The sequence below is a fragment of the Corynebacterium timonense genome, from assembly GCF_900105305.1.
GTDB lineage: Bacteria > Actinomycetota > Actinomycetes > Mycobacteriales > Mycobacteriaceae > Corynebacterium > Corynebacterium timonense.
In genome coordinates, this window is sequence record NZ_LT629765.1 from 1,192,825 (window position 1) to 1,215,258 (window position 22,434).

At 65.6% G+C, this 22,434-nt stretch carries 22 protein-coding genes and 1 pseudogene; 2 read left to right on the top strand and 21 right to left on the bottom strand.

Translation table 11 applies throughout. The annotated features are described in order from the left end of the window. Nucleotides 1-3: 3 nt before the first annotated feature. The 14 genes and pseudogenes from BLT81_RS05655 to BLT81_RS05725 form a co-directional block, all read right to left on the bottom strand. Entirely contained in the window at nucleotides 4-312 is a 309-nt protein-coding gene (locus BLT81_RS05655) for a thiamine-binding protein (RefSeq protein ID WP_019195023.1), read from the bottom strand. A 10-nt stretch (nucleotides 313-322) separates the two neighbouring features. After that, nucleotides 323-610, bottom strand: a complete 288-nt coding sequence (locus BLT81_RS05660) for a hypothetical protein (RefSeq protein ID WP_019195024.1) — start codon at nucleotides 608-610, stop codon at nucleotides 323-325. 3 nt (nucleotides 611-613) lie between these two features. Continuing rightward, nucleotides 614-1,306, bottom strand: coding sequence for an endonuclease NucS (nucS, locus tag BLT81_RS05665; protein ID WP_019195025.1), 693 nt, complete (start codon nucleotides 1,304-1,306; stop codon nucleotides 614-616). A gap of 29 nt (nucleotides 1,307-1,335) precedes the next feature. Further along, entirely contained in the window at nucleotides 1,336-1,800 is a 465-nt protein-coding gene (locus BLT81_RS05670) for a DUF2550 domain-containing protein (RefSeq protein ID WP_155860892.1), read from the bottom strand. Nucleotides 1,801-2,045: 245 nt separating this feature from the next. Then, a pseudogene (locus BLT81_RS05675) lies at nucleotides 2,046-3,333 on the bottom strand (IS3 family transposase). A gap of 157 nt (nucleotides 3,334-3,490) precedes the next feature. Continuing rightward, nucleotides 3,491-3,862 carry a F0F1 ATP synthase subunit epsilon gene (locus BLT81_RS05685; RefSeq protein WP_019195027.1) on the bottom strand — a complete coding sequence of 124 codons (372 nt, stop codon included), beginning with the start codon at nucleotides 3,860-3,862 and terminating at the stop codon, nucleotides 3,491-3,493. A gap of 10 nt (nucleotides 3,863-3,872) precedes the next feature. Beyond that, a complete protein-coding gene (atpD, locus tag BLT81_RS05690) occupies nucleotides 3,873-5,348 on the bottom strand; it encodes a F0F1 ATP synthase subunit beta (RefSeq protein WP_019195028.1) in 1,476 nt (491 codons plus the stop codon). A 3-nt stretch (nucleotides 5,349-5,351) separates the two neighbouring features. Next, the gene (locus BLT81_RS05695; RefSeq protein ID WP_019195029.1) at nucleotides 5,352-6,326 is read right to left on the bottom strand and encodes a F0F1 ATP synthase subunit gamma; all 975 of its coding nucleotides are present in this window, start codon (nucleotides 6,324-6,326) and stop codon (nucleotides 5,352-5,354) included. Nucleotides 6,327-6,374: 48 nt separating this feature from the next. Beyond that, nucleotides 6,375-8,042, bottom strand: coding sequence for a F0F1 ATP synthase subunit alpha (gene atpA / locus BLT81_RS05700; protein ID WP_040421805.1), 1,668 nt, complete (start codon nucleotides 8,040-8,042; stop codon nucleotides 6,375-6,377). A gap of 8 nt (nucleotides 8,043-8,050) precedes the next feature. Further along, complete coding sequence (locus BLT81_RS05705; protein ID WP_040421807.1) at nucleotides 8,051-8,884, bottom strand: F0F1 ATP synthase subunit delta; 834 nt, start codon at nucleotides 8,882-8,884, stop codon at nucleotides 8,051-8,053. A gap of 5 nt (nucleotides 8,885-8,889) precedes the next feature. Further along, nucleotides 8,890-9,459 (bottom strand): F0F1 ATP synthase subunit B, encoded by a 570-nt coding sequence (locus BLT81_RS05710; protein WP_019195032.1) that lies wholly within the window; start codon nucleotides 9,457-9,459, stop codon nucleotides 8,890-8,892. Between the two features lie 47 nt (nucleotides 9,460-9,506). Continuing rightward, the gene (locus tag BLT81_RS05715) at nucleotides 9,507-9,752 is read right to left on the bottom strand and encodes an ATP synthase F0 subunit C (RefSeq protein WP_019195033.1); all 246 of its coding nucleotides are present in this window, start codon (nucleotides 9,750-9,752) and stop codon (nucleotides 9,507-9,509) included. A gap of 108 nt (nucleotides 9,753-9,860) precedes the next feature. After that, nucleotides 9,861-10,655 (bottom strand): F0F1 ATP synthase subunit A, encoded by a 795-nt coding sequence (atpB, locus tag BLT81_RS05720; protein ID WP_019195034.1) that lies wholly within the window; start codon nucleotides 10,653-10,655, stop codon nucleotides 9,861-9,863. Between the two features lie 288 nt (nucleotides 10,656-10,943). After that, on the bottom strand, nucleotides 10,944-11,321 hold the full coding sequence (locus tag BLT81_RS05725) for a hypothetical protein (protein ID WP_040421854.1): 378 nt from the start codon (nucleotides 11,319-11,321) through the stop codon (nucleotides 10,944-10,946). A gap of 207 nt (nucleotides 11,322-11,528) precedes the next feature. Between BLT81_RS05725 and BLT81_RS05730 the strand changes: the two genes are divergently transcribed. Further along, complete coding sequence (locus tag BLT81_RS05730; protein WP_019195036.1) at nucleotides 11,529-12,194, top strand: SDR family oxidoreductase; 666 nt, start codon at nucleotides 11,529-11,531, stop codon at nucleotides 12,192-12,194. On the opposite strand, the gene BLT81_RS05735 is transcribed toward BLT81_RS05730, so the two are convergent. The 5 genes from BLT81_RS05735 to rho are packed head-to-tail and all read right to left on the bottom strand — an operon-like array spanning nucleotide 12,191 to nucleotide 17,878. Next, nucleotides 12,191-13,354, bottom strand: coding sequence for an MraY family glycosyltransferase (locus BLT81_RS05735; RefSeq protein ID WP_019195037.1), 1,164 nt, complete (start codon nucleotides 13,352-13,354; stop codon nucleotides 12,191-12,193). The two genes, BLT81_RS05730 and BLT81_RS05735, sit on opposite strands and share 4 nt — an antisense overlap. Continuing rightward, the gene (locus BLT81_RS05740) at nucleotides 13,355-14,014 is read right to left on the bottom strand and encodes an L-threonylcarbamoyladenylate synthase (protein ID WP_019195038.1); all 660 of its coding nucleotides are present in this window, start codon (nucleotides 14,012-14,014) and stop codon (nucleotides 13,355-13,357) included. 30 nt (nucleotides 14,015-14,044) lie between these two features. Continuing rightward, on the bottom strand, nucleotides 14,045-14,896 hold the full coding sequence (gene prmC / locus BLT81_RS05745; protein WP_019195039.1) for a peptide chain release factor N(5)-glutamine methyltransferase: 852 nt from the start codon (nucleotides 14,894-14,896) through the stop codon (nucleotides 14,045-14,047). Further along, nucleotides 14,883-15,977 (bottom strand): peptide chain release factor 1, encoded by a 1,095-nt coding sequence (gene prfA, locus BLT81_RS05750; RefSeq protein ID WP_019195040.1) that lies wholly within the window; start codon nucleotides 15,975-15,977, stop codon nucleotides 14,883-14,885. The genes prmC and prfA overlap by 14 nt, the downstream gene beginning before the upstream one ends. After that, the gene (gene rho, locus BLT81_RS05755; RefSeq protein ID WP_019195041.1) at nucleotides 15,977-17,878 is read right to left on the bottom strand and encodes a transcription termination factor Rho; all 1,902 of its coding nucleotides are present in this window, start codon (nucleotides 17,876-17,878) and stop codon (nucleotides 15,977-15,979) included. The genes prfA and rho overlap by 1 nt, the downstream gene beginning before the upstream one ends. 397 nt (nucleotides 17,879-18,275) lie before the next feature. On the opposite strand from rho, the gene BLT81_RS05760 reads away from it, so the two are divergent. Continuing rightward, entirely contained in the window at nucleotides 18,276-20,063 is a 1,788-nt protein-coding gene (locus tag BLT81_RS05760; protein WP_019195042.1) for a long-chain fatty-acid--CoA ligase, read from the top strand. Here the strand turns inward: BLT81_RS05760 and thrB are convergent. Continuing rightward, nucleotides 20,060-20,989 (bottom strand): homoserine kinase, encoded by a 930-nt coding sequence (gene thrB, locus BLT81_RS05765; RefSeq protein ID WP_019195043.1) that lies wholly within the window; start codon nucleotides 20,987-20,989, stop codon nucleotides 20,060-20,062. The genes BLT81_RS05760 and thrB overlap by 4 nt on opposite strands. Continuing rightward, nucleotides 20,990-22,342 (bottom strand): homoserine dehydrogenase, encoded by a 1,353-nt coding sequence (locus BLT81_RS05770; RefSeq protein WP_019195044.1) that lies wholly within the window; start codon nucleotides 22,340-22,342, stop codon nucleotides 20,990-20,992. Between the last annotated feature and the right edge of the window lie 92 nt (nucleotides 22,343-22,434).

A 22,434-nucleotide genomic window follows, 5' to 3' on the forward strand; every position in this document is an offset into this window, starting at 1 on the left:
GCTTTACTCCTCGCTTTCAAAGTGCTTGTTTAACGATTCCATCTTCTGGTGCAGCATGTCCGAGTACCCAGGCCGGATGTCCGCCTTGACCACGAGCGACACCCGCGGAGAGACCTCGACCACGGCCTGCGTGGCCCGCTTGATCACGTCCATGACCTCGTCCCACTCGCCCTCCACGGTGGTAAACATCGCGGTGGTCTCGTGCGGCAATCCGGACTCACGTACCACACGCACCGCCCGTGCCACCGCCGCGGACATCTCCGCGTGCGCGTTGTCCGTCACGGTGGGGGCAACCGAAAAAGCAGCAATCATGGGCTCTAGCTTAGCGACGCCCCCAGCACCCCTTATGCCAGTGCCGCCGGTCCTCGGCCCCGCGCCCCGTCTCCTTCGGCCACGCCACCACGTGCGCGACCCCGGGCGGGATGTTCTGGTTGCACCCCGGGCACACGTAGTACTTCGTCGCAGCCGCGGCGCCGATCGCGCGCACGAGGTAGGGCTCCCCGCGTGTCCACGACGGCCCCTCCACCTCCTGCGTGCCCAGAAACGTCGACCCGTCGCGGGGGAGGATATACGCGGGCGTCGTGCGGGCCCTCCTGTTGCGCCGCGGCATGGCCTAGAACAACCTCAGCTCGTTCGACTGGATCCCCCGCAGCTCGTCGTAGTCGAGGACAAGGCAGCGAAAGCCCCGATCCTCCGCGAGCGTCCGGGCCTGGGGTTTGATCTCCTGGGCGGCAAAAACCCCGGTGACGGGCGCGAGCAGGTCGTCCCGGTTGAGCAACTCAACGTAACGGCTTAGCTGCTCCACGCCGTCAATGCCACCGCGGCGCTTGACCTCCACCGCAACCGTGTGCCCGCAGGAGTCGCGCGCCAGCAGGTCCACCGGCCCGATCGCCGTCGGGTATTCCCTCCTGATGAGCGAGTAGCCCTCGCCGAGAGTCGTGATGTGCTCCGCGAGCAGCTTTTGCAGGTGCGCCTCCACCCCGTCTTTGACCAGTCCCGGGTCCACTCCGAGCTCCACAGACGTGTCGTGGATAACCTCCTCCAGCGTGATCCGCAACTGCTCGCCTCCCGCGTTTTCCACGATCCACATCGTCTCGCCCGTGTCCGCCCCGTCCACGTCGAGGACCGTTTCCTCCGTCAAGGTGCACGGGGACGTCATCCAGTTCAGGGGCTTATATGCGCGGTCGTCCGCGTGGATGGAGACGGACCCGTCGGCCTTGACCATGATCAGTCGCTTCGCTGAGGGCAGATGCGCGTCGAGGCGCCCCACGTAGTCAACCGAGCACTGGGCAATGATCAAACGCATGCACCCAGCGTACCGCCCTCCGGCGGAGCCTAGGCCTTGCCCCTCCCCCGGTGCGCTAGGTAGGCCTTGTAGGCACTTCCGCGCTGCTGCTGGCGCCGGTCCGGCGCCGACTCAACCCAAGATACGAGCGCCATCTGGGCGTGTCGCTCGCCGGCAAACTCGAAGTTGCCGGACGAGCTGGTGATCTCCATGACCACCGCGACCTCCGGCATGAAGTCGCGCTCCTGCTCCGTGAGCTCGCGGAAGCCCGTGATCGTGATTTCCCGCCGATCCAGCACGAGGTCGTGGCAGAACGACAGCGAGCGAAGCTTGAAAAACTCCAGCTCCTCCCCCGAGTAGCGCAACACCCCGTGGCGCCAGCCGTGAAGCCCGCTCGCGGGGAGCTTTCGAAAAAGTCCTTGGGCGCCAGAGTTGCGGAACCTGAGGAAGCGCCACGCCGCGGCAACCCCCGCTACGACGCAGACGAGCAGCACCGCAACAAACGCAAACTTCATCTGCCGCCCCTTCCTCTTCACCGGTCCGTCTCCTTCTCGTACAGCCGGCACATATAAACCCGACGTCGACGCGTTGAAGGGAATTGTAATTCTCCCCGGTACAGAAGCAAACCGACAAAAGTCGGAGTCCCGCGGCAACGCGACCGGCGCGGAACCGGGCTGAGTCGAGGCTTGTCACCAGCGCACACGAGACGCGAAAATCCCCCGCCGTTGAACTAGCCCCCGAAAGTTGGACTGGTTTAATTCTAGGCGGTTAGGGTTTCCAGGGTCTGATTCCGGTATTGCATCGGGGTCAGGCCCTTGAGTCGTTGTTGGAGTCGTTGCGTGTTGTACCACTGGATGTACTCGTCGAGCGCGGCGGTGAATTGCTCAATGGTGTCGAAGACTTCTCCGTGGAACATTTCGGTTTTCAGGTGGCCGAAGAAGTTCTCCATGACTGCGTTGTCGTAGCAATTGCCTTTGCGTGACATTGACTGGACTCCATGGTGCTGGCTAATCAGGGTGCGCCAGGATGAGTGCTGGTACTGGAATCCTTGATCGGTGTGGATCATCCAGCCCGGCTCTGGAGCACACGCTTCGATCGCCTGCGCCAACGAGGCCGAGGTCAACGCTGTGGTTGGCGATGTGGCCACTGTGTGGGCGACGATTGCGCGGTCGAACAGGTCCATCACCGGTGAGAGATACACCTTGCGGCCGGCGACCTTGAACTCGGTGACGTCGCTGACGAAAACAGAGTTGGGCTTATCCGGGGTGAAGTTGCGCTCGAGTGTGTTCTCGGCGATGTGACTGGTTGTGCCTGTGTAGGAGATGTAGGGCCTGCGCTGGCGGATCTTGGCCTTCAAGCCCATCTCACGCATGAGCTTTAAGACAAGTTTGTGGTTAACTATCCAGCCCTGGTTACGAAGGTCGAGCAGTACCCGCCGGTAGCCGTAGCGGTGTTTGTTGCGCTCGAAACTGTCCCGGATCGCCTGTTTGAGCTCGGCATGTTTATCCGGTGCGGTGAGTCGTTTCTGGTGGTAGAAGAATGTCGAGCGTGCCATACCGGCCGCATCCAGGAGGTACTCCAAGCGGTGGTGTGACTTGAGGATGACGATCGCCTGGGCTTTTAGGCGTGTCCCTGGTTCCTCAAGTCCCGCAATTTTTTTAAGTAGGCGATTTCCGCTTCCAGCCGTTCAACCTGGCAGCGAAGCTTTTCTTCCTCAGAAAGCACCTTCGGTTTGCCTGAACCTTTCGGCCTGCCCTTCGGCTTCGGGCGCAGAGCCTCGTCGCCGCCTTTGCGCCACTTAATCACCCAGTCCTTGACGAGTTGATCGGATGAAAGATTGAACTCTCGGGCAAGATCCATCTTCGACTCACCGGCCAGATGACGTTCCACAACCTCCTTCTTCGTCTCGAAGGAGTAGCGCTGCTTGTTCGGTTTCTCCACGAGACATAGCCTGCCACGCAGTTGGAAACGGCGATAGAGGCAGCGCGCTGCATCCCTCGAGACACCGACAACACGAGAAGCGGCGTGGGAACCCATTCCCTGCTCAAAAAGGTCGACTAACTGCTCACGCTGAACTTCACTCAGCGAACTACGTGCTCTCAAAGAACATGCTCCCCACTAGTTGTTAGCAACTGATTTCTCAGTCCAACTAATGGGGAGCAGTTCACGTCAGGCGGGGGATGCGCTCCGAGCGGTACCGGATGCCTAGCTCCCGGAGTTCCGGCGCACGGCCGCGAGCTCGGCCTCGGCGCGGGCCTTGGCCTGGTCGTCGTCAGCGTCGAGCTCGCTCTTCGCGGAGGCGGAGTCGACCTCGTCGGCGAAAATGGCGTAGTCCGCAAGGACGGTCACCTTATCGCCCTGCACGGAGAGGAACCCGCCCTGCACGGCGGCGACGACGCGGTCGCCGTCGACGGGACGGATCGTCACCACACCGTTTTCCTTGAGCTGTCCAAGAAGCGGCTCGTGGCCGGGCAGGATACCGATCTCACCCTCGGTGGTCTGAGCCGTGAGGATGCTGGCCTGACCCGACCAGAGCATGCGGTCGACCGAGACCAGTTGCACGGTGATGTCAGCCATGTCGGCCCTCCTACTTGTCCTGCAGCTTCTTGTACTGAGCCTCGACGTCGTCCAGACCGCCAAGGTTGTTGAAGGCCTGCTCCGGGTAGGCGTCGAACTCGCCCTCGCAGAGCTTGTCGAAGGCCTCGATGGTCTCCTCGAGCGGCACGTAGGAGCCCTCGTCGCCGGTGAACTTCTTCGCCACGAAGAAGTTCTGACCGAGGAAGCGCTGGATCTTACGCGCGCGCATGACGGTGACCTTGTCCTCTTCGGACAGCTCGTCCATACCCAGGATGGCGATGATGTCCTGCAGCTCCTTGTTCTTCTGCAGGATACCGATGACCTTTTGGGCAACCGAGTAGTGGCGCTCGCCGACAATGCCAGGCTCGAGGATACGAGAGGTCGACGTCAGCGGGTCCACGGCGGGGTAAATACCCTTCGACGCGATGGAACGGGACAGCTCCGTCGTGGCATCGAGGTGGGCGAAGGTCGTCGCCGGGGCCGGGTCGGTGTAGTCGTCGGCAGGCACGTACACGGCCTGCAGCGAGGTGATCGAGCGGCCCTTGGTCGAGGTAATGCGCTCCTGGAGCACACCCATCTCGTCGGCAAGCGTGGGCTGGTAGCCCACCGCCGACGGCATGCGGCCGAGGAGGGTGGACACCTCGGAACCGGCCTGGGTGAAGCGGAAGATGTTGTCGATGAAGAGCAGCACGTCCTGGTTCTGCTCGTCACGGAAGTACTCCGCCATGGTCAGGCCGGACAGGGCCACGCGCATACGCACCCCGGGCGGCTCGTCCATCTGGCCGAAGACAAGGGCGGTGTCCTGGAGCACGCCCATGTCTTCCATCTCGAGGAACAAGTCGGTGCCCTCACGGGTACGCTCGCCGACGCCGGCGAACACGGAGGTGCCGGAGAACTCGCGAGCGATACGGGTAATCATCTCCTGGATGAGGACCGTCTTGCCCACGCCGGCGCCGCCGAAGAGGCCGATCTTGCCGCCCTTGACGTAGGGGGTGAGAAGGTCAATGACCTTAATGCCGGTCTCGAGGATCTCGGTCTTGCCCTCGAGGTCCTTGAATGCCGGCGGGTCGCGGTGGATGCCCCAGCGCTCGCCCTCCTCGCCCACGGACGGGTCGTCCAGGCACTCACCAAGCGCGTTGAACACGTGGCCCTTGACCTGGTCGCCGACCGGTACGCTAATCGGCTTGCCGGAGTCACGCACCTGGGCGCCGCGGACCAGACCGTCGGTCGGAGCCATGGCGATGGTACGAACGAGGTGGTCGCCCAGGAACTGCGCCACCTCGAGGGTGATGGTCCTGGACATCTTGTCTAGGTCGATGTCGACCTGAAGAGCGTTGTAGAGCTCGGGCAGTTCGCCGCGCGGGAACTCCACGTCGACGACTGCACCGATGACGCGCACGACGCGGCCTTCGCCGGAGCCAGCCTGGGACTCGGCTCCGCCCGACGGCTCGTCGGTGCGCTCCTCAATCGAGTGAGCAGTAGTCATGTTTTAGTCACTTTCTCCGCTACCCGACAGCGCGCCAGCGCCGCCGATAATTTCGGTGATTTCCTGGGTGATTTTAGCCTGACGGGCTTGGTTTGCCTCACGCGACAGGTTGTTGGCCAGGTCCGTCGCGTTGTCCGTTGCGTTCTTCATGGCGGTCCTGCGCGACGCGGACTCCGACGCGGACGACTCCAGAAAGATCGAGTACAGGCTCCTAGAGACGTACGCCGGCAGCAGCTTGTCCATCAGCGTGTCGGGGTCCGGCTCGAAATCCATGTCCGGCTGGAGCTCGCCGCTTGTCGACGCCTCCTGCTCCTGCTCCTGCCCGGAACCGTTGATATTCGTCTCAATGGGGAGCAGCTGATGAACGCGGGCCTCCTGGGCGAGCATGGACACGAACTCCGTGTAGACCACGTGCACTCGGTCGAACCCGGGGACGGCTTCTCCTTCGGGGGCGTTGAGCCCCTCGCGCCACTTCACTTCGCCCTCGGAACCGGCGAGGAAGCCGTCGACGATGTGACGGCGCACGTCGTGAGTTTCTTCCCACGTCGGCTTCTGGGACCACCCAGTCCACGCCCCGGCGATGTCCATGTCGCGGAACCTAAAGTGCGTGACGCCCTTGCCACCTGTGACGTAGCGAACCACGTCGTAGCCAGACTCCCTGAGCATGCGCTCCAGGCTTGCCGCCTTCTTTAGCACGTTGTGGTTGTAACCGCCAGCCATACCGCGGTCGGAGGTGACCACGAGGATTGCTGCGACCCGACCGTTCTCACGCTCGCGGAGCATGGGATGGTCGAGGGAGCTCGCAGCGGCGAGGCGTTCCATGACGTTAGTCATTTCGTCGGCGTAGGGCTTTGCCGCCGCGACGCGTTGCTGGGCCTTCGTGATCTGCGAGGTCGCGATCAGCTCCTGGGCCTTGGTGATCTTCTTCGTGGAGTTGACGGACCTGATGCGGTCACGCAGTTCGCGAAGAGTTGCCATGGTGTACTTCCCTCCCTTCCTTAAGTAGTGGTTTTTTCCAAGTAGCGGCTACTTGGAGCGGTTAACGTTGAGCTTGTTCTTCGACACCTCGTTGGAGTCGAGGGCTTCGGCTTCCTCCTCGCGGACGATGCGCTTGCCCTCGCTGGTCTTGAAGGTGCGAGCGAAGTCGGCGTTCACGCGGGTGAGAGTCTCCTTGGACTGGTCGTCTAGGGCAGCCCCGCCGGCGATCTGCTCGTAGACCTCGGGCGCCTTGGAGCGCAGGTGGTCGTGCAGCTCGAATTCGTAGCGGCGGACATCTTCGACGGGAACGACGTCGAAAGCACCCTCGTTGGCGAGCCAGATGGAGATGATCTGGAATTCCACGGCCTGCGGCGAGTTCTCCGGCTGCTTGAGCAGCTCAACGAGGCGCTGGCCGCGCTCGAGCTGGCGCTTTGACGCGGAGTCGAGGTCGGAGGCGAACGCCGCGAAGGCCTCGAGGTCGCGGTAGGCCGCGAGGTCGAGACGCAGGTTACCGGCGACCTTCTTCATGCCCTTCGTCTGTGCGGCGCCACCGACACGGGACACCGAGATACCGACGTCGATGGCCGGACGGACGCCCTGGTTGAACAGGTCGGACTGGAGGAAGACCTGGCCGTCGGTGATGGAGATCACGTTCGTCGGGATGAAGGCGCCCACGTCGTTCGCCTTCGTCTCGATGATCGGCAGCGCGGTCAGGGAGCCGCCACCCAGCTCGTCGTTGAGCTTTGCGGCGCGCTCGAGGAGGCGGGAGTGCAGGTAGAACACGTCACCCGGGTAGGCCTCGCGGCCCGGCGGGCGGCGCAGCAGAAGCGAAATCGCGCGGTACGCCTCGGCCTGCTTGGTCAAGTCGTCGTAAATGACCAGGACGTGCTTGCCCTGGTACATCCAGTGCTGGCCGAGGGCTGCGCCGGAGAAGGGCGCAAGCCACTTGAAGCCAGCGGAGTCGGACGCGGGAGCAGCCACGATCGTGGTGTACTCGAGCGCGCCGTGCTCCTCCAGGGTGGCGCGAACGCCAGCGATGGTCGAGCCCTTCTGGCCGATGGCCACGTAGATGCAGCGCACCTGCTTCGAGGGGTCGCCCGTCTCCCAGAAGGACTTCTGGTTCAAGATGGTGTCGATGCAGACCGCGGTCTTGCCGGTCTTGCGGTCGCCGATGATCAGCTGGCGCTGGCCCCGGCCGATGGGGGTCATGGCGTCGATCGCCTTCATACCCGTCGCCATCGGCTCCTCCACCGGCTGGCGGTCGAGAACGCCCGCGGCCTGCAGCTCGAGGGCACGCTCTTCGTCGGACTCGATGGCGCCGAGGCCGTCGATCGGCTGGCCTAGGGGGTTAATAACGCGGCCGAGGAACTTCTCCCCGACCGGGATGGACAGGACCTCTCCGGTCCTCTTGACTGTGTCGCCTTCGGTGAGGGACTCGAAGTTGCCCAGGACAACGACACCGATGGTGTCGGTGTCTAGGTTCTGTGCAACGCCGATGACACCGTTGGGGAACTCGAGCAGCTCGTTCGTCATGCAGCTCGGCAGCCCAGAAACCTGGGCGATGCCGTCTGCAGCCGAAGTCACCACGCCGACCTCCTCACGGGAGGCCTCCGCAGAGTAGCTCGAGGTGTAGTTCGCTATCGCGCTACGGATCTCATCGGAGGAGATCGTCAGCTCCGCCATGTTCTTCCTGCTCTCGGTAGTTGGTTCCAGCATATTTTTGTCTAGTAGGCCATCTCTGCCGCGAGGTCGGCGCGAAGACGCGCGAGCTTGCCGCGCGTCGACCCATCGATCTCCTCGTGGCCGACGCGGATGATCATCCCGCCGAGGAGGCTGGGGTCAACCTCGGTGTGGATGGCCATCTCCCGGCCGTAAATGGTTTCAAGCTTGCCGGCGAGCGCCTCGCGCTGGGAGGCATCGAGAGCCTCGGCGGAGGTGACGCGAGCGACGGCCTTGCCGCGCATGTCCGCGACCAACGCCGCCACAGCGGCGAGATCGTCGACCGGGTTGTGCTCAGGGCGCCCGATCACCTGGAGCGCGAGGGCCTCGGTGAACATCGTCACTTTGCCGTAGATCACGTTGGCCAGCAGGCCGCGCTTTTGTTGTGCACCAGCAGTGCGGTCAGCAAGAAGCTGGGTGAGCTGCTTCTCCTGCTCCAGCAGCACCGAGAGCTGGAAGAGCTCGTCTTCCACCTCTTCGAGCGTGCCCTGGTTCTCGGCACCCAGCAGAAGTGCTCGGCGGCCGAGCCAGACCAGGCCCGTGCGCAGGTCTCGGCTCGAGGACCACTCCTCTCGCGCGACAGCACGAAGGATCTGGGCGGTGGGCTCAGCCACCTTCTCACCAAAGACCGTCAGCAGGATGCCCTCCCGCTGGTCAGCGTCGAGGGCGTTGTCTGCGACCGCGACACGCAAAGAGCGGTCGAGGTCCAGCTGGTCCACGACGAGGAACAGCTCGGTGCCGATCTGCGCTGCGACAGCGACGGTGTCGCCGGAGGTGCGGATGAGCTCGTCGAGCTTCTCCGCCACATTGTTTCGTGCTTCGCGACTAGCTGCCTTCATCTCGCCTACTTCCTCGTCGAAACGCTGTCGAGCTCAGCCAGGAAGTCGTCGATCGTCGACGAGCGACGGGTGGTGTCCGACAGCTCGGTGCCGAGCAGGCGCTCGGCGAGGGTGATCGAGTTCTGGCCCATCTCGGTGCGCAGTTCGGAGACAACCTGCTCGCGGGAGGCAAGCAGCTGCTTCTCACCGGCTTCGACAATGCGGCGGGACTCCGCTTCGGCGTTGGCGCGGGCCTCGGCCTCGATTTCCTTACCGCGGGCGCGCGCGGCCTCGCGGATCTCGGCGGCTTCGGCGCGGGCCTCGGCGAGCTCGGCGTTGTTCTTCTCCAGGGCAGCCTTGGCCTCCGCCTGGGCGACCTCGGCACGTTCAATGCCGCCCTTAATGCGGTCTTCGCGCTCCGCAAGAACCTCTTGGAACTTAGGAAGCACAAACTTCCAGAAGAGGATGAAGACGACGACGAAGACGACCAGAGACCACACCACGTCGTACATGGGGGGAAGAAGGATCGAGGGCTCGCCCTCCAAGGGGAGCTCAGCGCCTTCTGCCGCCACGATAAATTCGGTGACGTTCGTCATAGGTTGCTCCTGCTCTAAAAAGGTGTACGTGGTTGCGCTGGTTCTTTTTAGAACAGGAAGCCGGCGACGAGGCCGATCAGGGCGAGCGCCTCAACGAAGGCGATACCCAGGAACATGGTGGTGCGCAGCTGGCCGGCCATCTCGGGCTGGCGAGCCATGCCCTCGACGGTCTTGCCGACGAGCATGCCGATACCAATGCCGGGGCCGATGGTGGCGATGCCGTAGCCGATGGACTGCAGGCCGTCGAAAGCGGTGACGGTCTCTTCTGCCTGAGCGAGGATGATGTCGTTCATGTGAAAGTCGTTCCCTTTCTTGGTGCCCCAGCCGCGAGGTGTGTGCGGCGGGGCGTGTGACGAAATGTGGAGGGGGTATTCAGTTTGGCCTGGGTGTTCGCGCCGTTGTTAGTGCGAATCCGCGTGCAGCGATAGTTCGATGTACACCGCCGTCAGGAGGGCGAAGATGTACGCCTGCAGGAAGATAATGATCAGCTCGTACAGGGTGAACAGCAGCGCCGCGATAATCGTCAGACCACTCAGGGCCGTCCATGCGTTGAGCTGCCAGAAGAAGAAGTTCGTGGCGGAGTACAACAGGACGAGAATGATGTGGCCGGCCAGGAAATTCGCCATGAGACGAAGAGCTAGTGTGACCGGACGCAGAATGAAGGTCGAGAAAATCTCGATCGGCACCACGAGGATGTGGAGGAAGGGCGGCAAGCCGGGGATCACGACCGAGTGCTTGAAGTAGCTTGCGCCGTAGCGCTTCACGCCAGCGTAGATCATCGCAATGTAGGCCACAACGGCGAGCACGATCGGCATACCGATACGCGCGTTCGGGGAAATGTTGAGGCCCGGGATGATCGTGGCTGCATTCATGAACAGGATCGTGAAGAAGATGGTGGCAATAACCGGCAGGAACCGCTTGCCGTCCTTCTTCCCCAACGTGTCTTCCGCGATCTGGACACGGACAAAGTCCACGCCCAGCTCCGCGACATTCTGCAGGCCTTTAGGAACCAGCTGCGGCTTCCTAAACGCAATGACAAAGAGGAGCACCAAGACAGCCGCCACGAAGAGGCGGACGATCATGATGCGATCCAGCGCGAACCACCCATTGGCGAAGTCCTCACCAATGATGTGGCCATACGTCTGCCCCGGGAAAAATTCTGGACCAAGTGCGGGCGGGTGGAAGGTACCCTTCATGCCCTCGGCCAAAGTTGTAACGCTCAGCGTTCTCTCCCGTTCTCGGGCCGCACCCGTTGCCGGGCACGGTGCGATGGACGTCTTCAAGTGGGCTGCAACCGCGGCGGACTCCGTCGCACATCAGCAACCGCGGTGCAGGGGATGTTCCTTCAGGCAGTTTCACGCCAACTCGCAAGCAGGCCCATGTCCACCTCAAGCAAACCCAGCGGCTAGCCTAACAGGTTCCGTAGCATTTAGTCGCGTCAGGGGGCGTGGTCTCCACCCCCAGGCCAATACGCCGGGGATTCGTCACCTATCGACGTATACGACGCGCGTGGTGATGACCCCCCAGGCCTCCACCGCAAGTACCACCACGAGGGCGAGAATCGTCGTCACGCCAAAAGCGACGTGGTCGTAAAACTGCAGGTCGCGGATGAGCGCGAGGACGATAATCAAGACCACCATCTTGACTAGCCACCCACCGAGGACGATCGCCATCGTCGTCGACGGCGACGTGCCCGAGGACACGAGGACCGACAGCGCGGTCAGGAGCACGAAACCGCCGCCAATCGCGGCGCCCATGATCACGGCCCACAACCCCGGCAGCCCTCGGGTCGCACCCCACGCCATGAGAGAGACGATGGTCAGCGCGAGCAAAACCCAGCCGCCGAGTCGCAGCGCCCGCACGAGAGGGGCGCGGGGGTCGTCGAAGCCCGCCTCAGCGTCGTTGACCGCGAGGTCGCCTTCGCTTGCCGACGCCCCATGGGCGTCGCCGGCACCGTTTCCCTGCCCGTTTTCATGTGTAGTCACAGCTTCGCATCCTACCCGCGGCGCAAAAGTGTCTACGGTGGGGAGGTGTACGCGATTTCTTATGGAACCACACGAGGAGGAATCATGGCTCACAACGTTGCAATCATCGGCGCACACGGCAAGGTCGCCCGTCTGGCGGTGCCGCGCCTTCGCGAACAGGGACACACCGTCGTCGGACTGATCCGCAAGCAGGAGCAGGTCTCGGACGTCGAGGCGGACGGCGCGACGCCGGTCGTCTTCGACATCCAGGACAACGACACCGCCGCGATCGAAAAGCTTTTGCGCGAGCGCGAGATCGACACTGTCGTCTGGTCTGCGGGCGCCGGCGGTGGTAACCCGGAGCGGACCTACGCCGTCGACCGCGACGCTGCCAAGCGCGCGATCGACGCCGCGGTAGCGGCGGGCGTTGGCCACTTCATCATGGTCTCGTACTTCGGTGCCGGCCTCGACCACGGAGTGGACAAGGACAACGACTTCTACCCCTACGCGCAGGCGAAGGGCGAGGCGGACGACCACCTGGAGCGCTCCGGCCTCAACTTCACCCTGGTGCGCCCAAGCATGCTCACCCTGGAGGAGGGCACGGGCCGGATCGACGCCTCCGCCGACGAGCCCACCGAGACCAGCCGTGCCAACGTGGCCCGCGTCGTTGCCGCCGCTGTGGACAACGGCCCGGCAGGCGACGCCACGCTGAACCGCGTCATCGAGTTCAACGACGGCGAAACCCGCATCGAGGACGTTCTGGGCAACTAGCCGGGCCCAGCAGTCGGGTCCGTGTGTACCGGCCCGATCTTGCCCCGCATGAGCGGCACGGCCGTTAGCGCCGCCGCCGCGAGGAGCGCGGCGACGGTAAAGCCGGTGGCCCAGGTGACCGGGACGATGGAATAGCTCACCGCTCCGAAAGCGACGGCCGAGACCCACAGGTAGAGCACGAGCACCGTGCGGCGGTGGGTGTGGCCGAGCCGCAGGAGACGGTGGTGGATGTGCCCGGCATCGGCGGCAAACGGGCTCTGGCCGCGGGCGGTACGCCGGATCACCGCCCAGACGAGGTCGAGCACGGGTAGCGCGACGGCGGCGAGCACGACCACGATGGGGCTGATGAGCGCGACGAAGTCGGCCGCGCCGTAGAGGGACATGTTGATTTTTCCAGAGGCCGAGATCGAGGCGGCGGCGAGCAGAAGGCCGATGAGCATCGCGCCAGAGTCCCCCATGAAGATCCGCGCCGGCTCGAAGTTGTGGGGCAAAAACCCAGCGCAGATGCCCACAAGCGCCGCGCAGATGATCGCTGGCGGGTAGGCGGAAACGGCGCCGCCTTGGTCGTGGAGCACCGTCAGGGAAAAGACGAGGATGGCCCCGCCCGCGATCATTCCCAGCCCTGCGGCTAGGCCGTCAATACCGTCGACGAAGTTCACCGCGTTGATGAGCACAACGGTGAAGATCGCGCTCACCGTCACGCCCTGCACCTGGTCGAAGATGAGGGTGGTCCCTCCCCCGACCGGCAGGTAGAAAACAGTGAAGACGAGGCCGAGCAAGCTCATGAGCACGGCGGCGAAGAACTGGCCGATGAGTTTGGTCAACGCCCCGAGCTCGTACAGGTCGTCGACGATGCCAACGATGACAATTGCCCCCGCACCCGCGAGCACCGCCGTCATCTCAGGTGTGACGGGCGCGAAGCCGCGGGTCAGCGCTGGTAGCTGCTGGGCGAGGAAGACCGCGGCGACGAACCCGGCGAACATGGCCAGACCGCCGACGGAGGGCGTCGGCTGCGTGTGTACGTCGCGCTGCCGGATCTCGGCGACGCGCCCCGTGCGCACGAGGAGCGAGCGAAGCGGCCCGGTTGCCAGGTACGTAATGGCGGCCGCGACGAGCAGCACGAGGGCGAGCTCGCGCAGCGGCACTCCCGCTCCGCTCATTTACGTCCTCCGCAGTTGCTCCGCGTCCAGGCCGAGGACCTCGCCGATGCGCTCGGCGGGAATGGCCCCCTCGCGCAGAATGACGGGCTGCGGCCCCGAGATGTCGATGATGGTGGACGCCTGCCCCACCTCTGACTCGCCGCCGTCGAGGTAGACGGAGACCGCGTCGCCGAATTGCTGCTTCGCCCCGGCCGCTGTGACGGGCGCGGGGCTTCCCGAGATGTTGGCGCTAGATACCGCCATCGGCCCGACCTCCCGCAGCAGCTCGATGGCGAGCGGCTGGTTGGGCATGCGGACGAGGACGGTGCCGCGCGTATCCCCGAGGTTCCACGGCAGGCTGGGCGCCTCGGGCACCACGATCGACAGCCCGCCGGGCCAGAAAGCCTCGACGAGGGTTTTCGCCGTCTCGGAAAACTCCCGCACGAGCCCCTGGATGGTCATCCAGGAGCCGACGAGGACGGGCACGGGCATGTCTGGGCCACGGCGCTTGGTGGCCAGCAGCCTGGCTACGGCGTCGTTGTTGAAGGCGTCGGCGCCGATGCCGTAGACCGTGTCCGTGGGCAGGACCACGCACTGCCCGGCCCGCAGGGCCTCCACCGCGGCCTTGAGGCCCTTTTCCCGCCCCTCAGGGTCCAGACAGTTGTGGATCGTGCTCGGCATAGCTCTCCCTCGTCTTCTCCTCGGCTCGTGTCAGCCGTTTAGCTTACTCGCCGTGACAAAGCGGGCCCGACCCGTCAGGTCGTGCAGTACGGCTGGCTCTGCGAAGCGGCCCGCCGCTCGCACGGCCTCACACACCGCGCGCGAGGTGGTGTCGTCGTGCTCTATCCCCACGCTCCCGCCGGGGGAAAGGAGACGGGCGGCGACGGGCACGAGCCCGCGGATCGCGTCCATCCCCTCGGCGCCGGAAAAGACCGCCTCAGCGGGGTCGAAGTACACCTCCGGGGCAAGGTCGGGGTCCTCGGGCACATACGGCGGGTTCGCCACAACGAGGTCGATGCGGCCCGCGAGATCCTCAAGCAGCTCCGGGTCCGTCATGTCCCCCGCCAGCACGCTTATCGACGCCCCATTCGCCGCCGCGTTCTCCCGCGCGTAGCCGCGGGCCGTCGCGGAGCGCTCCACCGCGATGACACGGGCGTCCGGGCGGGCGCGCGCGATAAAGATCGCCAGCGCGCCCGAACCCGTGCCCAGGTCCACCACCAGCGGGTCCTCGGTATCGGCCAGCGCGTCCACCGCCCACTGCGCCAGCACCTCCGTTTCCGGGCGCGGGATGAACACCCCCGGGCCAACCGCGAGCTCCAGCGGGCCGAACTGCGCGCTGCCTGTGATGTGTTGCAGCGGCTCCCGCGCCGCGCGGCGGGCAATCGCGTCCGCGTAATCGCGGGCAAACCCTGCCGGCGCGTCGGTGAAGGAGAGGTACAGGGGCGGGACGTCGAGAAGCGACGCGGCGATAAGGCGTGCGTCGACCTCGGGCGTGGGCACGCCCGCGTCCCCCAGGGTGCGGGAGGCGCGGGCGATCACGTCGCGCAGGCTACTCGGCTTCAAGGCGCTCCTGGCGCTCGTGATTCTGGAGGGCTGTGATGAGCTCGTCCATGTTCCCGTCGAGCACGGAGTCGAGGTTGTTGGCCTTGTAGTTGATGCGGTGGTCCGAGATACGGTTTTCCGGCCAGTTGTAGGTGCGGATGCGCTCGGAGCGGTCCATCGTGCGCACCTGGGAGGCGCGACCCTGCGCGGCCTCCTCCTCCGCCTTCTCTCGCTCGATCTGGTCCAAACGCGCCTGCAGCACCTGCATGGCGCGGGCGCGGTTCTGGATCTGCGAGCGCTCGTTTTGGCAGGTCACCACGATGTTCGTGGGCAGGTGGGTGATGCGCACGGCCGAGTCGGTCGTGTTCACGCCCTGGCCGCCCTTGCCAGAGGAGCGGTAGACGTCGATGCGCAGGTCCTTCTCGTCGATCTCCACGGAGCCGACCTCCTCCGGCTCCGGGTAGACGAGCACGCCCGCGGCAGAGGTCTGGATGCGCCCCTGCGACTCAGTCACCGGGATGCGCTGGACGCGGTGCACGCCGCCTTCGAACTTCAGCTTGCTCCACGCCCCGTCGCGCGAGGGGTTCTTGGACTTAATGGCCACCGTCATGTCCTTCGCCCCGCCCAGGTCGGACTCGGCAAGATCGAGGACGTCCCAGGTCAAGCCGTTCTTTTCGCAGTACTTCTGGTACATGCGGGCGAGGTCGCCGGCGAACAGGGCCGCCTCCTCGCCGCCCGCGCCGGCCTTGATCTCCATGATGATGTCGTCCCCGTCGTGCTCGTCGCGCGGGGCGAGCAGGTCGGCCAGCTCCTCCTCCAGGCGGACAATCTCGCCCTCGAGGCGGGAAGCCTCCTCGGCGAAGTCCTTGTCCTCCGCGGCCATCTCGGCGGCGGCCTCGTGGTCCTCGCGGGCCTGCACCAACTCGTCGTTGACCTTGATGATCGGCTGCAGCTCCGCGTAGCGCTTCGAGAGCTTGCGGAAGCGCTCTTGGTCCCCCGCGATGTCCGGGTCGCCCATCTGGGCCTGGATGCCCTGGTACTCGGAGACGTAGTCGTCGACTAGCGAGACGTGCGAAGCGCCTTCGCTCGTGCCCTTGGCCATTAGATGTACTCCTCCTCCGACTGGGCCGCCGCCATCGGCGCGGACTGCGCGACGCCCATGAGGAACTCGCCGTTGGACTTCGTCTTCTTCAGCTGCTTGATCAGCATGTCGATCGACTGCTGCGGGTCGAGCGCGGACAGGACGCGGCGCAGCTTGTGCATGACGCGCGCCTCCTCCGGGCTCATGAGCAGCTCGTCCTTGCGGGTGCCCGAGGGGTTCACGTCCACGGCCGGGAAGACGCGGCGCTCCGCGATCTTGCGGTCCAGCTTCAGCTCAGCGTTGCCGGTGCCCTTGAACTCCTCGAAGATGACCGTGTCGCCCGCGGAGCCCGTCTCCACCATCGCGGTGGCGATGATCGTCAGCGAACCGCCCTCCTCAATGTTGCGGGCGGCGCCCAAGAAGCGCTTCGGCGGGTAGAGCGCGTTCGAGTCCACGCCGCCGGAAAGGATGCGCCCGGAGGCCGGCGAGGAGTTGTTGTAGGCGCGGCCGAGGCGCGTGATCGAGTCGAGCAGGACCACCACGTCCTGGCCCATCTCCACCAGGCGCTTCGCTCGCTCGATCGCGAGCTCCGCCACGGCGGTGTGCTCGCTCGGCGGGCGGTCAAAGGTGGAGGCGATGACCTCACCCTTGACGCTGCGCTGCATGTCGGTAACTTCCTCGGGGCGCTCGTCGACGAGGACGACCATGAGGTAGCACTCCGGGTTGTTTGTCGCGATCGCGTTCGCGATGTTCTGCAAGATGGTCGTCTTGCCCGCCTTGGGCGGGGAGACGATCAGCGCGCGCTGGCCCTTGCCGATGGGCATGACCAAGTCGATGACGCGCGTGGTCAGGATGTTCGGCTCCGTCTCCAGGCGCAGACGCCGGTTCGGGTACAGCGGCGTGAGCTTGTGGAACTCCTTGCGCTGGCGCGACTCCTCCGGGCTCATGCCGTTGACGGAATCAACCCGAACCAGCTGGTTGTAGCGCTGGCGGTTGCGCCCGGAGCCGTGGGAGTGGCCCTGCCCGTTCGCGCGCACCTGTCCGATCACGGCGTCGCCCGCACGAAGGCCGTTGGAGCGCACCAGCTTGTTGTTGACAAAGACGTCCGCGGAGTTCTGGCGGTAGCCGGTGGTGCGGATGAAGGCGGAGTTGTTGTCCACCACGTCGACAATCCCGGCAACCTCCTGCAGGTCGGCCGGGTCGACGTCCTGCTGGTTTTGGTTGTTGTTACCGCCATCGTTGTGGCCGTCGCCCCGGCCACGGTTGCGGTTGCGGCGATTGCGGCGCCCGCGGCGGTTACCGCCCTCGTTATCGTCCCGGTTTTTGTCCCGGTTTTTGTCCCGGTTGTTGTTGCGGCCACCGTTGTTGCCGTTGCCGCCGTTGCCGCCGTTGCCTGCGTCGCCCTGCTGGTCCCCTGAACCACCATCGTGGGAGTTGTTCTGGGAATTCCCGTGGGAGTTGTCGTGCTGCTGACGGGCGCGGTTGCGGCGGGCCCGGCGGGCGGCGGAGCGCGACTCGTAGTGCTGCCCGTCGCCGTTGCCGGAAGTGCCGTCGGTGGAACCGCCGTCGTGGGAGCCGCCGTCGGACGCGTTCTGCGCGTCCCGCTGCTCGGGCTGGTCGGGCCTCCCGGACTTCTCGGACGCGTCTGGCGTGGACGCCTTCCCCGTCTTCAGCGCGGCGCCTTCCCCGTCCGCGGGTGCGGAGGCGCGGCGAGCGGAGCGCCGGCGGGGAGCGTCCTCGCCAGCCTCCGCCTTTGCGGCGTCCTTGCGCGGGACGACCCCGGTGGTGATCGCCTGGATCAGTTCGCCTTTGCGGAGCCCGGACAGCCCCTTCAGGCCCTTGTCGGCCGCAATCTTGCGCAGTTCTGGGATCTTGAGCGCAGCCAGGTTCTCGCCTGCTGCGTTGGTGCCCGATTCGGTCACGGATGTCCTTTCGTCGCTCGCCCGGTTCGGTCGTGCTTTTCGCAATCGTTCTGCGCGTATACGCCGGGCAGCTTTCGTGTCCAATTTCTTCGTTGTGTTGCTCGCGCGGACAGCGCCGAAGCGTTTCTCATCCGCTCGCTCCCCCGCACTCGCGCGGCGCTCAGCCCGTGTCAGCGAGCCCTGCGCGGCGCCGAAAAAAAAGGGGGTGGAACCGCAGCCCGCGCTCTCACGCCCTGCGCGGGTGCGCGGGGATCGCTCATGAAGGTTCCGTGGATGAAAATTTCCGGGTCTGAAAATCCATGAGGAAGATTCATTGGCGGCCCAGCTGACATTGTAACGCACGACGCGGGAAGAACGCATACACGGGGCGTCGACAAGCGGGGCTAGAGTAGAACACATGCTCTCGACCATGCAGGAAGTGCCTTTTTCCGTCGGACGGATCCTCGAGTACGGCGAGACAATCCACGGTACGACGAAGGTGACGACGTGGCGCGCCGGGCAGGCCGAGGAGTCGAGCTTCGCGCAGGTCGGCGCCCGCGCTGCTGCCTTTGCTCACGCCCTCCACGACGAGCTCGGGATTGACGACGACCAGCGGGTGTCCACCCTCATGTACAACTGCGCGGAGCACCTCGAAGTGATGTTCGCCGTCGCCGCGAAGGGCGCCGTCTTTACGCCCTTAAACGTGCAGCTGCTCGAGGACCAGATCGCCTATGTTGTCAACCACTCCGAGGCCGAGGTCATCGTGGCCGACCCGCGCCTAGCGCCGAAGCTCGGCCGGATCCTCGCCCTGTGCTCCACGGTCCGCGCCGTCGTCTTCACCGGCGTCGAGCCGATCCAGGGCCCCGCCCGCGAGATGCCGGAACGCGTCGAGGTCTACAGCTACGAATCGCTTCTCGACGGCCGCCCGACGATCTACGAATGGCCCCAGCTTTCGGAAAACACCGCCGCTGCCCTCGTCTACTCCACCGCGACGACCGGCGCGCCGAAGGGAGTGGCCTACTCCCACCGCTCCATCTGGCTCGAGGCGATGAGCCTGCGCGCCACCGACTCGCTCGCGGTCAGCCACGGCGAGTCCTTCCTCTGCTGCATCCCCGTCTACCACGTGCTCAGCTGGGGCGTGCCCTTCGCGGCCTTCCTCGTGGGGGCCCCCCTGGTGCTGCCGGATTCGGACGTGTCGGCCCCGACGCTGGCCAAGCTCATCGCCAGCACCCACCCGCGTGTCGCGCACGGGGTGCCCACGCTGTGGATCCAGCTCATGGTCCACTACGTCCACAACCCGCCGGAGCGGATGAGCCTGACCGAGATCTACGTCGGCGGCTCCCCTGCCCCGCCGGCGCTAATCAAGGTGTGGGAGGAGCGCTACGGCGTCGACGTCGTCCACGTCTGGGGCATGACGGAGACCTCGACCGTGGGCACGATCGCCCGCCCGCCCTCGGGCGTGTCCGGCGAGGCGCGCTGGGCGTACCGCGTTTCCCAGGGGCGTTTCGCGCCGTGGCTCGAGTACCGCGTGGTCAACGACGGCGAGGTGATGGCCGCAACCGACCGTTCCCAGGGCGAGATCCAGGTGCGCGGGAACATGGTCGCCGCCTCCTACTACCACTCGCCGACGCAGGAGCCCGGCGAAGCAGCCAGCACGTTCCGCGGCGAGGACGTCTCTGACGCGCGCGATTTCTTTACCGCCGACGGCTGGCTGCGCACGGGCGACGTGGGCACAGTGACCAACGACGGCTTCATGACGCTCTACGACCGCGCCCGCGACGTCATCCGCTCCGGCGGCGAGTGGATTTACTCCGCGCAAGTGGAAAACCTCATCATGGAATCCCCTGTCGTCGTCGAATGCGCCGTCATCGGCTACCCCGACCGCAAGTGGGGCGAGCGGCCCTTGGCCATCACCGTCCTCTACGAGGGCATCGAGCCCACGAAAGAAACGGCGGAGAAGCTGCGCGCGTCCCTCCAAGGCACGCTACCGAGTTGGATGGCGCCGGAGTACTGGGCCTTCGTCCAGGCGATTGATAAGACGTCGGTGGGCAAGTTTGACAAGAAAGACCTGCGCAAGCACCTGGCCAACGACAAGTACGACATCATCTCGCTGCCCGGGCCGGGCAACCGCTCGCACGGTAACCCGACCTCGCAGCAGGTGGAGGACGCCTCCGAGGAGACGCGCGGGACGAGCCCCGGGGTCTAGCTCCGAGTCAGTTCCGCCGTGACGGGCCCGGCGATCGCCAGGTCGATGACGCGCAGGCCCGCCTCGCGGGCGGAATCGAGGGTCTTCTCCGGGACCGGCTCGGTGCTGAGCACCAGCACGGTCGGCCCGGCCCCCGACAGGAACGCGGCGTACCCGCGGTTACGTAGGTGGTTGACCCACTCCGCGGTCACCGGCAGCACGTCCGCCCGGTAGGGCTGGTGCAGGCGGTCGCGGGTGCCCTCCCACAAGAGTTCCGGGTGGTGCTGGATCGCCACCGTCATCACCGCGGCGCGCGAAACGTTGAAGCGGGCGTCGGTGTGGGTGACGTGGCTGGGCAGCACGTTGCGCACCGCGTTCGTGGAGGCGTGGAAGTCCGGCACGAGGGCGGTGGCCCGGATCGAGGGGTGGACGTCGAGACGCACTGCGCGATACGCGGGGTGCGACACCCCGTCGACGGGCACGTCGGTCCACGACACGACCGCCCCGCCGAGCACGGAGGCCGCCGCGTTGTCCGGGTGGCCCTCGAAGGCGGAGGACAGCTGGACCACGGCCTCGGTGTCGAGCGGACCGCCCGCCAGGGTGTTCGCCGCGACCACCCCGGCCACGGCGGCGGAGGCGGAGGAGCCCAGGCCGCGCGACTGGGGGATGGAGTTCGTGCACGTGACCTTGAGGCCCGGCGCCTCGACGTCGGCGGCCTTGAGCGCGGTGCGGATCGCCTTAACCACGAGGTGGGAGGAATCGCGGGGCAGCTCGCCGGCGCCCTCGCCGAAGATCTCGATCTGAAGGCCCGAGCGGGTGACCTCGACCTCGACGGTGTCGTAGATGCCTAGGGCGAGGCCGAGGGTGTCAAAGCCGGGGCCGAGGTTGGCGGAGGAACCGGGGACGGTGACGGTGGCTTTCAAGCCCGCGGGTAGTTCGATCGCCATTTACGCGTCCAGACGGATCACGGAGTTCACGGACCGCACGTCGTCGTGTTTCGCCAGGGTGTCCACGATCACCTGGAGGTCTTTCTCCCGCGCCTGGTGGGTGACCACGATGAGGTGAGCCTCGTCGCCCGACTCCTCCTGACGCACCGCGGACAGGGACACGCCCGCGTCGGCGAAGGTGCGCGCGAGGTCCGCGAGAACGCCCACGCGGTCGTTGACCGTCATGTTGATGTGGTAGCGGGTGCTCACTTCGCCGAAGTCGACGACCGGGTAGTCGGCGTACGGGTTGTCGGCGGGCGCGCGCCCGCCGTGGACCTTGTTGCGGGCCGCGCCGACGAGGTCGCCGAGTACCGCAGAGGCGGTCGGGGCGCCTCCGGCGCCGTTGCCGTAGAACATCAAACGCCCGGCGGCCTCGGCCTCGACGAAGATGGCGTTGTAGGACTTGTCCACGGCGGCAAGCGGGTGCTCGTTGGGCACGAGAGTCGGGTGCACCCGGGCGTTGACGCCGACGGTGGCGCCGTTGTCGTCGGTCAGCCGCTCGCAGATGGCGAGGAGCTTGATCGTCTCGTCCGACTTCTTCGCCGCCTCAATGTCGGCCGGGGTGATCTGGGTGATGCCCTCGCAGTGCACGTCGCCGTACGTGACACGGGTGTGGAAGCCCATCGAGGCGAGGATGGCGGCCTTGGAGGCCGCGTCGTGGCCCTCGACGTCCGCGGTCGGGTCCGCCTCGGCGTAACCCAGCCGCGTCGCCTCGGCGAGGGCGTCCTCGTAGCTCATGCCCGTGGTGGTCATCGCGTCGAGGATGTAGTTCGTCGTGCCGTTGACGATGCCGGAGATGCGCTGGACCTGGTCGCCGGCCAGGGAACGGCGCAGCATACCCACGACGGGGATCGCGGCGGCGACGGCGGCCTCATAGTAGAGGTCCACGCCGGCCTCGTTGGCTGCCTGCGAGAGCTCGTCGGCGTGCGCAGCGACGAGAGCCTTGTTGGCCGTCACCACAGATTTTCCGTTCTTCAGGGACTCCAGGACCAGCTCGCGCGGGTAGTCGATGCCACCGATGAGCTCGACGACAACGTCGACGTCGTCGCGGGTGATGAGGCTGCGGGCGTCGTCAGTCAGCGTGAGGCCCTGCACCTCGGGGGCATCCTTGTGTTTGTCCAGGTTGGACACTGCGACCCCGCGCACCTCGATCCGCCCGCCGATGCGCTGCTCCAGGTTGTCGGAGAATTCGCCGAGCAGGCGCAGGACCTCGGTGCCGACGGTGCCCTTTCCAAGGATGGCCACGCCTACGGCACCGCCCACTCCCTTGCCCGGGTAGTTCCCGTTGCGGTTTTCGGCATGTGTCGTCGTCATGTTCCTCGCGTTCTCCTGTCCTGCCCCTCACGCGCTGAACGCGCTGGGGCCTGGCTGGTAATGGCTATCAGTACACCTAACAAAAAAGTAGT

Bases quoted from the DNA above. Each gene is read 5' to 3' on its own strand.
- BLT81_RS05655 (WP_019195023.1), bottom strand. From the start codon at position 312: ATGATTGCTGCTTTTTCGGTTGCCCCCACCGTGACGGACAACGCGCAC.
- BLT81_RS05660 (WP_019195024.1), bottom strand. From the start codon at position 610: ATGCCGCGGCGCAACAGGAGGGCCCGCACGACGCCCGCGTATATCCTC.
- nucS (WP_019195025.1), bottom strand. From the start codon at position 1,306: ATGCGTTTGATCATTGCCCAGTGCTCGGTTGACTACGTGGGGCGCCTC.
- BLT81_RS05670 (WP_155860892.1), bottom strand. From the start codon at position 1,800: ATGAAGTTTGCGTTTGTTGCGGTGCTGCTCGTCTGCGTCGTAGCGGGG.
- BLT81_RS05685 (WP_019195027.1), bottom strand. From the start codon at position 3,862: ATGGCTGACATCACCGTGCAACTGGTCTCGGTCGACCGCATGCTCTGG.
- atpD (WP_019195028.1), bottom strand. From the start codon at position 5,348: ATGACTACTGCTCACTCGATTGAGGAGCGCACCGACGAGCCGTCGGGC.
- BLT81_RS05695 (WP_019195029.1), bottom strand. From the start codon at position 6,326: ATGGCAACTCTTCGCGAACTGCGTGACCGCATCAGGTCCGTCAACTCC.
- atpA (WP_040421805.1), bottom strand. From the start codon at position 8,042: ATGCTGGAACCAACTACCGAGAGCAGGAAGAACATGGCGGAGCTGACG.
- BLT81_RS05705 (WP_040421807.1), bottom strand. From the start codon at position 8,884: ATGAAGGCAGCTAGTCGCGAAGCACGAAACAATGTGGCGGAGAAGCTC.
- BLT81_RS05710 (WP_019195032.1), bottom strand. From the start codon at position 9,459: ATGACGAACGTCACCGAATTTATCGTGGCGGCAGAAGGCGCTGAGCTC.
- BLT81_RS05715 (WP_019195033.1), bottom strand. From the start codon at position 9,752: ATGAACGACATCATCCTCGCTCAGGCAGAAGAGACCGTCACCGCTTTC.
- atpB (WP_019195034.1), bottom strand. From the start codon at position 10,655: ATGAAGGGTACCTTCCACCCGCCCGCACTTGGTCCAGAATTTTTCCCG.
- BLT81_RS05730 (WP_019195036.1), top strand. From the start codon at position 11,529: ATGGCTCACAACGTTGCAATCATCGGCGCACACGGCAAGGTCGCCCGT.
- BLT81_RS05735 (WP_019195037.1), bottom strand. From the start codon at position 13,354: ATGAGCGGAGCGGGAGTGCCGCTGCGCGAGCTCGCCCTCGTGCTGCTC.
- BLT81_RS05740 (WP_019195038.1), bottom strand. From the start codon at position 14,014: ATGCCGAGCACGATCCACAACTGTCTGGACCCTGAGGGGCGGGAAAAG.
- prfA (WP_019195040.1), bottom strand. From the start codon at position 15,977: ATGGCCAAGGGCACGAGCGAAGGCGCTTCGCACGTCTCGCTAGTCGAC.
- BLT81_RS05760 (WP_019195042.1), top strand. From the start codon at position 18,276: ATGCTCTCGACCATGCAGGAAGTGCCTTTTTCCGTCGGACGGATCCTC.
- thrB (WP_019195043.1), bottom strand. From the start codon at position 20,989: ATGGCGATCGAACTACCCGCGGGCTTGAAAGCCACCGTCACCGTCCCC.
- BLT81_RS05770 (WP_019195044.1), bottom strand. From the start codon at position 22,342: ATGACGACGACACATGCCGAAAACCGCAACGGGAACTACCCGGGCAAG.